8 protein-coding genes are annotated in these 12,601 nt (G+C 75.4%); 3 read left to right on the forward strand and 5 right to left on the reverse strand.

The window, feature by feature from the left end; genetic code table 11:
- Nucleotides 1-123: 123 nt before the first annotated feature.
- Nucleotides 124-1,320, reverse strand: coding sequence for a HAMP domain-containing sensor histidine kinase (locus ABGB16_RS10685; protein WP_347667836.1), 1,197 nt, complete (start codon nucleotides 1,318-1,320; stop codon nucleotides 124-126).
- Entirely contained in the window at nucleotides 1,317-1,985 is a 669-nt protein-coding gene (locus ABGB16_RS10690) for a response regulator transcription factor (protein WP_347667837.1), read from the reverse strand. The genes ABGB16_RS10685 and ABGB16_RS10690 overlap by 4 nt, the downstream gene beginning before the upstream one ends.
- Nucleotides 1,986-2,145: 160 nt before the next feature.
- Here ABGB16_RS10690 and ABGB16_RS10695 point away from each other — a divergent pair, with 160 nt between their 5' ends.
- Nucleotides 2,146-3,342 carry a C39 family peptidase gene (locus tag ABGB16_RS10695; protein ID WP_347667838.1) on the forward strand — a complete coding sequence of 399 codons (1,197 nt, stop codon included), beginning with the start codon at nucleotides 2,146-2,148 and terminating at the stop codon, nucleotides 3,340-3,342.
- Nucleotides 3,343-3,357: 15 nt separating this feature from the next.
- Here ABGB16_RS10695 and ABGB16_RS10700 read toward each other — a convergent pair whose 3' ends face one another.
- Complete coding sequence (locus ABGB16_RS10700) at nucleotides 3,358-4,683, reverse strand: PQQ-binding-like beta-propeller repeat protein (RefSeq protein WP_347667839.1); 1,326 nt, start codon at nucleotides 4,681-4,683, stop codon at nucleotides 3,358-3,360.
- Between the two features lie 154 nt (nucleotides 4,684-4,837).
- Here ABGB16_RS10700 and ABGB16_RS10705 point away from each other — a divergent pair, with 154 nt between their 5' ends.
- Entirely contained in the window at nucleotides 4,838-6,718 is a 1,881-nt protein-coding gene (locus ABGB16_RS10705; protein ID WP_347667922.1) for a hypothetical protein, read from the forward strand.
- Between the two features lie 115 nt (nucleotides 6,719-6,833).
- Here the strand turns inward: ABGB16_RS10705 and ABGB16_RS10710 are convergent, their stop codons facing one another.
- Nucleotides 6,834-8,642: a hypothetical protein gene (locus ABGB16_RS10710; protein ID WP_347667923.1), complete on the reverse strand. Its 1,809-nt coding sequence runs from the start codon at nucleotides 8,640-8,642 to the stop codon at nucleotides 6,834-6,836.
- A 380-nt stretch (nucleotides 8,643-9,022) separates the two neighbouring features.
- Here ABGB16_RS10710 and ABGB16_RS10715 point away from each other — a divergent pair, with 380 nt between their 5' ends.
- Nucleotides 9,023-10,216, forward strand: coding sequence for a hypothetical protein (locus ABGB16_RS10715; protein ID WP_347667840.1), 1,194 nt, complete (start codon nucleotides 9,023-9,025; stop codon nucleotides 10,214-10,216).
- A 397-nt stretch (nucleotides 10,217-10,613) separates the two neighbouring features.
- On the opposite strand, the gene dxs is transcribed toward ABGB16_RS10715, so the two are convergent.
- Nucleotides 10,614-12,557, reverse strand: a complete 1,944-nt coding sequence (gene dxs / locus ABGB16_RS10720; protein WP_347667841.1) for a 1-deoxy-D-xylulose-5-phosphate synthase — start codon at nucleotides 12,555-12,557, stop codon at nucleotides 10,614-10,616.
- Between the last annotated feature and the right edge of the window lie 44 nt (nucleotides 12,558-12,601).

The raw sequence follows: 12,601 nt of genomic DNA on the forward strand, positions 1-12,601 counted from the left end.
CACGCGGCGGATCCGCTGGCAGCAACGGCGCCAGAAGCGCCCACTCGTCATCGGTCAGCTCATGCCGTCGAGACACGCCAATCTATCTACCAAAACCCGCCCCGAAGATCCACGAGACACGCCCTAGCGGTCCGCCCCGCCGCGCCCGCCGCCCGGGACCGCGCCGGTCACGGTCGGCGCGCCGTCGGCGGCGGGCAGGGTCACCGTGACCTCCAGGCCGCCCCCGGGCTGGGCCACCACCCGTACGGTGCCGCCGTGGGCGTCGCAGACCGCCCGGACGATGGACAGCCCGAGCCCCGATCCCCGGGCGCCGGTGCGCTCCTGCCCACCCCGCCGGAACGGCTCGAACAGCCCCGGCACGTCCGCCTGGTTGACCTCGAACCCGGTGTTGCCGACCACCAGCCAGGACGAGCGGCCGTCCGACCCGGTACGCACCCAGATCCGGCCCTGGAGGTGGTTGTAGCGGACGGCGTTCTCGATCAGGTTGCCGGCCAGCCGGTCGAGCAGGCCGGGGTCGCCGACCACCGGGGCCGGCGCCAGCGCGGTCTGCACCCGCAGCCCGATCCGCTCCACCTCCCGGCGCATCGCGGACAGGGCGTTGGCGGTGCCGGTCGCGAGGTCACACTCGGTGCGCCGGCCCAGCCGCCGGCCCGCCTGGGCCTCGCTGCGGGCGAGCACCAGCAGCGCGTCGACCAGGCTGTTGGCCCGCTCGGAGGCGTCCCGGACCACGGTGGCCATCCGGCGGTACTCGGCGGCGTCCGCCTCGTCGTCGCTCAGCGTCACGTCGATCTCGGTACGCATCACCGCCAGCGGGGTACGCAGCTCGTGCGAGGCGTTGGCGACGAACCGCCTCTGCGCCTCGAACGCGGCCGTGATCCGGTCCAGCATCGCGTCGAACGTCTTCGCCAGCTCGGCGACCTCGTCGTCCGCCCCGGACCAGCCGATCCGCTGGTCGAGGGTGGCCTCGCCGAGCCGCTGCGCGGTGGCGGTGACCTGGTGCAGGGGGCGCAGCGCCCGCCCGGCCACCGCGTACGCGCCGGCCACGCCGACGACGCTGATCGCCAGCAGCGCCACGAGACCCTTGGCCAGCAGCTCCCGGGAGGCCGCGTCGACGAGCTGCCGCTGCCAGGTCGCGGCGTCCAGGGAGCGGCCGTCGGCCAGCAGCACGGTGGTGCCGGGCAGCAGCTCGTCGGTGGGGCGCAGCGCGTCGCGCACCAGCAGCCAGGCGAGCAGCACCAGGATCGCCCCGGCGCCCACCAGCAGGATCCCGTTGAGCAGGGTGAGCCGCAGCCGCAGCGTGGGCCGCAGCTTCGCACTCATCGGGTTTCCTCGGCGGTGCGGTAGCCGGCCCCGACGACCGTCTCGATCAGCGGCGGGTCGCCGAGCTTCTTGCGTAACGTCATCACGGTGACGCGGACGATGGTGGTGAACGGGTCGGTGTTCGCGTCCCAGACCCGCTCCAGCAGCTCCTCGCTGGAGACCACCGCCCCGCGCGCCTTCAGCAGCTCGCAGAGCACCCCGAACTCCTTGTTGGTCAGGTCGACCGGCGCGCCGCCGCGGGTGACCACCCGCCGGGCCGGGTCCAGCACCAGGTCGGCCACGGCGAGCACCGGCGGGGCGGCCGGGGTGGCCCGCCGGCCCAGCGCCTGCACCCGGGCCACCAGTTCGTCGAACGCGAACGGCTTGGGCAGGTAGTCGTCCGCGCCGAGCTGCAACCCCTCGACCCGGTCGGCGACCGTGCCGCTGGCGGTGAGCATGAGCACCCGGGTCAGGGTGCCGGAGGCGGCCAGCTCGGCGCAGATCTGGTCGCCGTGCATGCCGGGCAGGTCCCGGTCGAGCACCACCACGTCGTACCGGGTGACGAAGGCCATCTCGTGGCCGGTGTCCCCGTCGTACGCGACGTCGACCGCCATGCCGCGCTTGCGCAGCCCCCGCGCGATCGCGTCGGCGAGGTTGCGCTCGTCCTCGACCACCAGTACCCGCATACCAGACCTCCTCGCCGCGGACTCCCCGACAACCTAGTGCCGCCCGCCAAACCAGCGTCCCACCGGCCGGGCCGCGGTCACGGCCGGTCGGCCCGGCGTTGCAGAAAACCTTCAGGTACGGGATGCTTCGCGGCGCTGATGTGCAGCGGAGGGAGCGGCGATGACCGGGCCGGCGCCGACCACGGAACGGGACGTCACCTACGCGCGCTTCCGCCTGCCGACCGACCTCGCGGCCGGCGAGTCCGCCGGGGCGGGCGCGGGCACGGGCGGGCTCGTCCTGAGCGCCCCGACCGGCCGGCTGTCCCACCCCGGCGACGCCACCCGCGCGTACGACGTGGCGACCTGGACCGCCCCGCCCGTCCGCACCGGCTTCCCGGTCGACCAGGTGGTCCCCTCCTGGGCCGCGGACACCCCGGACGGCTGCGGGATCCTGGTCGAGCTGCGCGGCTGGCACGGCGACGCCCCGGCCACCCGCTGGTACGAGCTGGGCCGTTGGGCGGCCGACGACGAGCCGTTCGGCCGCACCTCCGTCCCGGGGCAGGCCGACGCGGACGCCCGCGTCGACGCGGACACCCTCGTCGTCACCGGCGCCACCGTCACCGGCTGGCAGGCCCGGGTGACCCTGCTCCGGCCGGTCGGCACCGACGCCACCCCGGCGCTGCGCGTCCTCGGGGCGGTGGCCTCCGGCCCCCGGCCGCCGGCCCCGCCCGACGGGCACCGCGCCGCCGACGGGGACCGGGCCGGCTGGGGCCGGGTGCTGGACGTGCCCCGGTACTCGCAGCGGCTGCACGGCGGGCCGGAGCGCCGGTGGGGCGGCGGCGGGGACTCCTGGTGCAGCCCCACCAGCGTCGCCATGGTGCTGGACTTCTGGGGCGCGGGTCCCACCCCCGACCGGTACGCCTGGGTGTCGCCCCCCGGCCCCCGGCCGGCGGTGACGCACGCCGCCCGGCACTGCTACGACCCCGCGTACGGCGGGGCGGGCAACTGGGCGTTCAACACCGCGTACGCGGCCGGGCACGGGGTGGACGCGTACGTCACCCGGCTGCGGTCGCTGGCCGAGGCGGGGGCGTTCGTGGCCGCCGGGGTGCCGCTCGTGCTCTCCGCCGCGTTCCGCCGGGGCGAGGTGCCGGGGCTGGACTACGACACCCGGGGTCACCTGATGGTGCTGGTCGGGTTCACCGCCGACGGCGACCCGGTGCTCAACGACCCGTACGCCCCGGACGACGCCGGGGTCCGCCGGACCGTGGACCGGCACCGGTTCGAGGCGGCGTGGCAGGGCGGCAGCGGCGGGATCGTGTACGTGATCCGGCCGCCCGGCGTGCCGCTGCCCCCGCCGCCGGCCCAGCCCAACTGGTAGCCGGGGCGGCCGGGCTCACCGGGCCAGCCGCCACCAGCCGAACGCCCCGCCGACGCGGCGGCAGACCGCGCTGCGCCCCGCGACGGTGCACTCCCCGGTCGCGTCCGGCAGCACGTCGAGCACCCGGGCCTCCGCCCGGGCCAGGTCCAGCTCCGCGACGAGCAGGTCGCCCTCCCGCGTGCGCCGGACGCCGAACAGCGGCGCGTCCGGGTCGCGGGAGTAGGCCAGCTCCCAGCGGCCCAACTCGGCGAGCTGGCGCCCGGTCGCCGCGTCCAGCACGGCGAACCCGCCGCCCGCCGGTCGCCGGTCGACGGCGCCGACCAGGAGCCGGTCCCCCCGCGCCAGCACGAACCAGGCCCAGCGCGGGTTGGTCCACCGGGTCCGCCCCGTCGCCGGGTCGACCGCCGACACCTCCCCCCGCCGGGGAGCGGAGAGGCAGAGCAGGGCACCGCACCGCTGGGCCTGCCCGAACTCCGCCAGCCGCAGCTCCCAGCGCCGGTCCAGCGCGTCCAGCCCGTACGCCGTGACCACGGCGCCCCCACCGGGCTCCCCCTCGGTCACCAGCACCAGGTCCCCGGAGAGGTTGACCTGCCGGTACGTCGGCCGCTCCCGGCCCTTGAGGTCCCGGGCGGCCAGCACCGCCCCGGACACGACGTCCCGCACCTCGATCCGCCCGTCCCAGTCGGCTCCGGGAATCAGGTCGGAGGTCACCACCACCCGGTCGACCAGTTCGCCCCGGCGGTGGTAGTTGAACGTGACCAGCGACGCCGGCAGCGACCACCGGACCCGCCCGGACGCCAGGTCCACGGCCTGCAGGCCGGGTGCCCCGAGCGTGGTGTTGCCGACGAGGAGCAGCCCGCCACCGACCGTGGGCGCGCCGGACCCGGGATGCCGCGACAGCCGGCCGCCGGTCTTCGCGTCCACGAGGATCGTCTGCGGGTGGTCCGTGTCCAGGTCCACGTTGACGAATACCACCCCGTCGCGCTCGGTCAGCCCGAACAGCCCGCCCGCGCCGGGCAGGGAGACGCGCCACAGCGGCCGCAGTGGCTCCCCGCCGCGGGTGGGCGTCGCGTAGGCGGTCACCTCGCGCCCGCCCGGCTGCGGGTCCACCGGCTCCGCCACGTACACCCGGTCGGGGGCCACGAAGACCTCGACGGCCCCGAACCGGCCGGGAAGCGGCGCTGACACCGGCCGCACGACCGCGGCGGACGCGCCCAGGGTGAGCAGCACGAGCGCGCCGGCCAGGGCCACCCGCAGCGGGCGCCCCACCGCGCGGGGCGGCCGGGCCGGCGGCTCCGGCTCGGCGTCCCCGCGCAGCTCGCCGAGGTCGATGAGGGTCACCGGCGTTCCTCCTCCCCCAACCGGTGGACGGGCGGCCGGCCGGACGGCGGCGGGGGCTCACCGGCCCGGCCGGGTCCACGCGCGCCCGCCTGTACGATGGCGCGTCGTGGCTTTGCCGGTGGATGAACCCTCGCTGAACTCCGATCCCGCGCCCATGGCGGCGCCGGCCGCGCCGGCCGGACCCGACGCGGCGCCCGCTCCGCGGCGGCCCCGACGCCGACCGGCCCGCGCCGACGTTCTGGCCATCGGAGCCTATGTGCTCCTCGGCGTCCTGGTGTGCCTGAACTACTGGGGGGACGTCCAGCACCGGGTGTCGTCGCACCTGCCGACCGACCACAGCTGGTTCGAGTGGCTCTTCTCACACGGCGCGTACTCGGTGCTGCACCTGGAGAACCCGCTGTTCACCACCCGCCAGAACGCCCCCGACGGGGTGAACATGATGGCGAACACGTCGATGCTCGGGGCCACGATCCCGCTCGCGCCGGTGACCCTCCTGTTCGGACCACAGGTGACGTACGCCCTCTACCTGGGCGGGGCGCTGGCCGCGACCGCCGGCACGTCGTACTGGATGCTCTCCCGGCACCTGGTGCGCTCGCGCGCGGCGGCGTTCCTCGGCGGGGCGTTCCTGGGCTTCGCGCCCGGCATCGTGCACCACGCCAACGGGCAGCCCAACTTCGTCTCGAACTACCTGCTGCCGGTGATCGTGGCGCGGGTGCTGGGGCTCGGCGCGCCGGGGCGCAGCTGGCGGCGCGACGGGGTGGTGCTGGGGCTGCTGGTGGCGTACCAGGTCTTCATCAACGAGGAGATGCTGCTGCTCACGGCGCTGGCCTGCCTGGTGGTCGTGCTGGCGTACGCGGCGCAGCGGCCGCGGGCGGCCTGGGCCCGCGCCCGGGGCTTCCTGGCCGCGCTCGGGCTCGGCGGCGGGCTCACCCTGCTGCTCACGGCGTACCCGATCTGGTTCCAGTTCAACGGCCCGCAGTCCTACCGCGGCCTGCAGGGCGGGGTGTTCCACAGCTGGGGCGAGGACCTGGTGGCGTTCGTGACGTTCCCCCGGGACACGATCGCCGGCGACGAGGCGGTGGAGAAGACCATCGGGCTGACCGAGCAGAACACCTGGTTCGGCTGGCCGCTGGTGCTGGTCGCCCTGGTCGCCCTGGTACTGCTGGTCCGCCGGTCGCTGGCCGCCCGGATCGTGGCCGTGCTGGTCGCGGTCTTCACCGTCGCCGCGATCGGCCCGGTGGTGCGCTTCGACGGGGTGGAGACCGACGTCGACGGGCCGTGGTCCTACATCCCGGACGACCTGCCGCTGGTCGAGATGATGATGCCCACCCGGCTGGCCCTGGTGACGGCCGCCGCCGTCGGCGTGCTGCTCGCCCTGGCCTGGGACGCGCTGGCCCGCTCCGGCCGCCCCACCGCGCCACGGGTGCCGGCCCCCCGCGCCGCCGCCGACTCGGCCTCGGCCACGTCAGCCGCCCCGGCCGCGTCGGCCGGCGCCGCCTGGTCCGGCCGCCGCTGGCTGCGCCCCGTCGGGTACGCGGCCCTCGCGCTCGCCGTGCTGCCGCTGGTCCCCCGGCCGCTGCCGGCCCAGCAGATCGACCCGCCGCCGCGGTTCATCACCTCCGGCGGCTGGCGGCCGTACGTGCCGGAGGGCCGGACGCTGGTGCCGGTGCCGATCCCCAGCAACGTGCACGGCCTGCCCACCCTGCGCTGGAGCGCCCTGACGGGGCACGAGTTCCCGATCCCCGGCGGCTACTTCATCGGCCCCAACGAGCTCGGCGAGGGCACCTTCGGCGCGCCGAACCGGCCCACCAGCACGCTGATCTACGCCACCATGGACTCCGGCACGCTCCCGGCGGTGACGGAGGAGAACCGCCGGCAGGCGGTGGCCGACCTGCGCTACTGGCGGGCGTCGGTGGTGGTGCTCGGGGCGCACCCCCGGGAGGCGGTCCTGCGCGAGCTGATGACCGCCCTGCTCGGCCCGGCCCAGCGGGTCGACGACGTCTGGCTGTGGGACGTCCGTCCCCTCGTCGGCTGACGGTGCGAGGAAGGGGCCCCTGTGAGCAGGGGCTCCTTCTCGACCGCCGTAGTCGGCGCGGCACCGGGCCCGGGCCGGAGCGGCCGCCAGGCGGAAGGCCGCGCCGGAGTGGCCGTCAGGCGGAGGGGCCGCTCAGCGTCCGGACGTCCCAGACCCAGACGTCCAGCTCCCGGCGCCCGGGGCCGACGAGCTGCTCGACCGTACGCCGCAGCGGCTCGGCGTTGTGCTGGCGTACCGGGAGCACCAGGATGGCGGCGCGCCAGTGCCGCAGCTCGTCCAGGGACCGGCGGCGCTGACGGTCGTCGAGCTGCGGGGTCCGGCCGGTGGCGGACACCTCCTCCAGCAGCTTGCCGAGCCCGCTGGGCCGGCCGCCGAACCGGCCCGGGTCGCCGGTGTTGCCGTTGCGCGGGGCGAGGAAGTAGCCGCCGGGAATCTTGAAGTCGAGGTTGGTGGACGCCGCCCACCGCATCCCGTGCGTGTTGCCCATGCTCGGCACCGGGATCGGCACCAGGGTCTGGTCCGGCCCGACGTACTCGCGCCACCGGTCGGCGGTGATGAAGGTCGGCACCGGCGGGCGCGAGGTGACGTTCAGCGGCATCGGCGCGATCGGCAGCAGGGCCGCGACCAGGGCGCCGACCGCGAGGGTACGCACGGTGCGCGTGTCGGCCGGGCGCAGCGACCAGATCCGGTCGACGGCCAGCGCCAGCAGCACGCCGACCACCACCGTGGTGATCATGCCGAACCGGGTCGGCACCACGGCGTCGAGCAGCGGCAGCCGGACCAGCCAATCCCACGGGCCGGTGAACAGCTCCCGGTCCCACCAGGAGACCCGCTCGCCCAGGGAGAGTACCGCGAAGAACACCCCGGTCGCCGCGATCGCCCGGACCAGCGGCTCCCGGCGCAGCCACAGCACGATGCCGACCGCCAGCGTCGCGAGGGTCCAGCCGAGGAAGGCGTTCTCCTCCGAGTAGTTCGGGGCCAGGTTGACGTTGGCCCGCTGGTTGCCGCCCAGCGTGGGCGAGCCGGGGGCGAAGAACGCCGCGATGTCGTTGCCGTAGTCGCGGACCGCGTCGCTGAGCCCGTGGTACGCCATCGGCCCGGCGAACTGGACGTACAGCGGGTACGCCAGCAGCGCCCCGGCCAGCACGGCGCAGACCCCCACCGCGACGCCCACCGGTCGCCACGCCGTCGACCACAGCGCCGGCCGCTGCACCAGCATGGCGGTCAGGAAGACCCCGCAGGCCAGCGCGGTGAAGAGCAGGATCTCCTCGTTGATGAACGCCTGGGCGGTCACCATCAGGGCCAGCAGCGCGCCGTCGCGGACGGGCCGCCGGGACCGGGTGATCACCAGCACCCGCCAGACGATGAACGGCAGCAGGAACTGCGAGATGATGTTCGGGTGCCAGTTGGCGTGCGAGAGCATCGCCGGCGAGAACCCGCAGAGCCAGCCGCCGACGGCGGCGGCCAGCGGGGTGCGTACCACGTGCCGGGAGAGCATCCGGTACCAGGCGGCGGCGGTCCCGGCGAGGCCGAGCGTGACCAGCACCACGAACGACACGGCCGGTCCGAACAGGAGGGTCACCGGCACCATCGGGATGCCGAGCGCCAGGATGGCCGTGTTGGCCATCAGGTTGACCCCGTCCGGGTAGTTGAACTGGTCGGTGTAGAACGGGAACTCCCCGTGCAGCACCACCCGCACCGAGTGGGCGAGGAAGAACTGCACCTGGGCGGGGTCGCTGCTGTACAGCGACGCGACCCGGCCGGCCGGGTCGACCCAGATCTGGCTGGTCACCCAGAGCGCGGCGAGCAGGAACACTCCGTAGACGGCGAGGTCGCGGCGCCGGCTCGTCCACCGCCACCGCCTGGCCGGGGCCGCGACGGGGGACGCCGTGCCGTCGGAGCCGACCTCGGCCGGGGCCTCCACGACGGATGCGGGCGCGACGGCGGACAGGGGCTCGGCCGTGGTCACGGGCGCGGGCAGCAGGTCCGGAGGCTCGGCGAGCGCGGTGGCGGCCGGAGCCGCGGGGCCGGCGGCGGGGCCCACGGGAGCGTCGGGAACCGGCAGGGAGTCTCCACGGGGCTCGGCATGGGTCACAGTCGGCGGAGTCTACCGGAGCCGGACATTGGCCGGAAAACCACCGGGCTGTCCTATGTGGCCTGGCCCCGAGGCGGCCCGGCGCGACCGGCCGGGCCGGTCGCGCCGCAGCTCGCGGGCGCGGCCGAGGCGCCAGCCGGCGTCGCCCGGCCGTCTCGTACCATGTAGGACCGAAACATGACCGGGCGACGCGATCGGGGGCGGATCAGGTGGCTTCAGTCCGCCGGCGCGGCAGAACGGCCACCGCACTGCTCACCCTGCTGCTGGCCGCGACGGGCTGCGGTCCGGTCGCCGACCGGAAGTCGGACGTCCTGCCCGTCGGCTACGACAGCCTGGACGGGTCGCTGCGGGTGTGGCCGGCGCGGGGCGGGCTGGCCGGCGACGCGGCCGCGACGGCGGCGGTCACCGAGGCCGTGCGGGCCTGGCGCTCCCCGGCCGACGACCGGGCCCACCTGTCCTCGTCCGGGATCCTCTGGTCGGGGGAGGTCGACGGCGCCCCGCTGGCCCTGGTCGCCGCCGACGTGCCCGGCGAGAGCGCGTCCTGGCTGCTGCAACTGACCCGCGAGGGGGACCGGTACGTGGTCCGGCGGGCCGTCGAGTACACCGACCCCGGCTACCTCGTCTACTCCGACGTGCTGCCCGTGCAGACCGACCGCGGGCGGCGCTACCTGCTCTCGGAGCGGGTCGAGCGGCTGCTCGGCCCCAAGGGCCGGGCGCTGGTCAGCCGGGACGGGCTGACCGACCCGGTGGACGTGCCGGCCTGCCGGGCCGTGCCGCTGACCGCGACGCTGCGGGCCACCCGGTCGCTGCCGCGCGGCCGGGCCGCGGACCGCCTGCTGGACCTCGGTACGGCCACCAGCGACCCCCGCTATCCGCTGGTCCGGGACGAGACGGGCTCGGGCCGGCGGGCCCTGGACGGCCTGGACACGTGCGTGCTGGCCGACGAGCGGGGGCCGTTCGGCAGCATCCCCCGCCGGATCGGCGACAGCGACGCGCCCCGCTCGGTGCCCGAGTCCTGGCCGATGGCCAAGCTGAGCGTGCGGGCGCTCGGCGAGGTGGCGCTGGGCGGCGGCGACCCGGCCGACCTGGAGCAGCTGAGCTGGGAGACCGACGCCGGCACCATGACGGCGGTGGTCTACCGGCCGGCCGACGACGGCCCGCCGGTGGTCTCACCGGCCGACCGGGCCAACCCGCTGCAGGCGTACACGCTGCCGGTGCCGGGCCAGCCGTTGGTGGTGCTGAACTGGCGGTCCAACCGGTACAGCTCGCTGTCGGTCCCGCCGGGCACGCCGCTGCTGGTGGACCGGCCCGGGCTGGTGGTGGTGCCGCAGCCGACGAGCAAGGCCACGTTCAGCCTGGCCGGGGCGGAGAAGACCTACTACCGGTCCGTCGGCGGCCGCTGACCAGCGCCGTCACACCGTCACACGTCACACGCCACACCCCGCGCGGCTGGGCGCGGCGCGGCCGGGCTGGGCTGGGCTGGGCTGGGCTGGGCCCCATGTCGGCGACATGGGGCCATCCCGAGCGGCCGGACCCCGCCATGTCGGCGACATGGGGGCCCTCCCCAAGCGGCTGGCCTCCGCCAAGTCGGCGACATGCGCCCATCCCGAACGGCTGGATCCCGCCATGGCGGCGACATGGGGCCCTCCCCGAGCGCTGGATCCCGCCATGTCGGCGACATGGGCCTCGACCGCCCCGCCTCGCCCACCCGCCCCGTCTGCCCGCCCCGTCTGCCCGCCTGCGCGGGCGAGTGGGAAGAGGCCCCTTCTCGACGCCTGGCGTCGAGAAGGGGGGTGCCTCTCAGTTCGCGTCGGCCGCGCGGAGGTGGACCGGCTCGACCGGCTGGGCGTCCAGGCCGGAGATCCACCCGGTGACGTCGCGGGCGACGTCCTGGGCGGTGAGGCGCAGGTCGGCGAGGATCTGCGCGCGGGTGCCGTGCGGGTGCCAGTCGGCCGGCACGCCCAGGTCGCGCAGCGGCACGCGGACGTCGGCGTCCCGCATGGCCTGGGCGAGGGCGTCGCCGACCCCGCCGACGCGTACGCCGTCCTCGACCGTGACGACGAGGCGGTGCTCCGCGGCCAGCTCGACCAGCTCGGCCGGGATCGGACGGACCCAGCGCGGGTCGACCACCGTCACGCCGTAGCCCTGCTCGGCGACCCGGGCGGCGACCTCCATGCCGAGCTGGCCGAACGCGCCGACCGCGACCAGCAGCACGTCGGTACGCGTCGACTCGGCCAGCACGTCGACCGTGCCGACCCGGCGCACGGCCGGCAGGTCGGCGGCGACGCTGCCGGTCGGGAACCGGACGATGGTCGGGCCGTCGTCCACGGCCACCGCCTCGCGCAGCTCCTCGCGGAGGCTCGCGGCGTCGCGGGGCGCGGCGATGCGCAGGCCGGGCACCACACCGAACACGGACATGTCCCACATGCCGTAGTGGCTCGGCCCGTCCGGGCCGGTGATGCCGGCCCGGTCCAGCACGAACGTCACCGGCAGCCGGTGCATCGCCACGTCCAGCAGGACCTGGTCGAAGGCCCGGTTGAGGAACGTCGCGTAGACCGCCACGACCGGGTGCAGGCCGCCGAGCGCCAGGCCGGCCGCCGAGGTGGCGGCGTGCTGCTCGGCGATGCCGACGTCGTACACCCGGTTGGGGTACTTGCGGGCCAGCTTCGCGATGCCGGTCGGCTCCGCCATCGCGGCGGTGATACCCACCACGTCGGGCCGCTCGTCGGCGATCGCGACCAGCTCGTCGGCGAAGACGTGGGTCCACTTCACCGACGGGGCGGCGGTCGCCTTGCCGGTGACGATGTCGAAGGCGCCGGGGCCGTGGAAGCAGTCCGCCTCGTCCTCCTCGGCCGGGCGGTAGCCGTAGCCCTTGCGGGTGACGGCGTGCACGATCACCGGGCCGCCGAAGTTCTTGGCCGCGCGCAGCGCCGACTCGACGGCGGGGACGTCGTGGCCGTCGACCGGGCCGACGTACTTGATGCCCAGGTCCTCGAACATCGCCTGCGGGGCGACGGCGTCCTTGATGCCCTTCTTGACCGCGTGCAGCACCTCGTACATCGGCCTGCCAACCAGCGGGGTCGAGCCGAGGGCCTCCTTGACGGTGTCCAGCACCTTCTCGTAGCCGGGGTTGAGCCGCAGCGCCGAGAGGTGGTCGGCGAGGCCGCCGATGGTCGGGGCGTACGACCGGCCGTTGTCGTTGACCACGATCACGAGGGGGTTGCCGGCGGTGGCGATGTTGTTCAGCGCCTCCCAGCACATGCCGCCGGTCAACGCGCCGTCACCGACGACGGCGACCACGCTGCGCTGCTCGCCCCGCAGCGCGTACGCCTTGGCCAGGCCGTCGGCGTAGGACAGGGCGGTGGAGGCGTGCGAGTTCTCGATGACGTCGTGCTCGCTCTCGGCCTGGCTCGGGTAGCCGGAGAGGCCGCCGCGCTGGCGCAGCCGGTCGAAGCCGGCCTGCCGCCCAGTGATGATCTTGTGCACGTACGCCTGGTGCCCGGTGTCGAACAGGATGCGGTCCCGCGGCGACTCGAAGACCCGGTGCATCGCCAGCGTAAGCTCGACCACGCCCAGGTTCGGGCCGACGTGCCCGCCGGTGCGGGAGACCTTGGCGATCAGGAAGTCGCGGATCTCGGCGGCGAGGATGTCCAGTTGTTCCCCGGACATTCTCTTCACGTCCTGCGGACCGCGCACCGTGGCCAGCAGCCGACCGTGGTTGGCCGTGTCCTCTTCAACACTCATGACCGAAGAGTCTATCGGCCGCCCGGCACCCCGCAGCCTGGCCG

Source organism: Micromonospora sp. B11E3, from assembly GCF_039871625.1.
Taxonomy (GTDB): Bacteria; Actinomycetota; Actinomycetes; order Mycobacteriales; family Micromonosporaceae; genus Micromonospora.

Coding starts and splice junctions, on each gene's coding strand:
- dxs (WP_347667841.1), bottom strand. CDS start 12,557: ATGAGTGTTGAAGAGGACACGGCCAACCACGGTCGGCTGCTGGCCACG.
- ABGB16_RS10705 (WP_347667922.1), top strand. CDS start 4,838: ATGGCGGCGCCGGCCGCGCCGGCCGGACCCGACGCGGCGCCCGCTCCG.
- ABGB16_RS10695 (WP_347667838.1), top strand. CDS start 2,146: ATGACCGGGCCGGCGCCGACCACGGAACGGGACGTCACCTACGCGCGC.
- ABGB16_RS10685 (WP_347667836.1), bottom strand. CDS start 1,320: ATGAGTGCGAAGCTGCGGCCCACGCTGCGGCTGCGGCTCACCCTGCTC.
- ABGB16_RS10690 (WP_347667837.1), bottom strand. CDS start 1,985: ATGCGGGTACTGGTGGTCGAGGACGAGCGCAACCTCGCCGACGCGATC.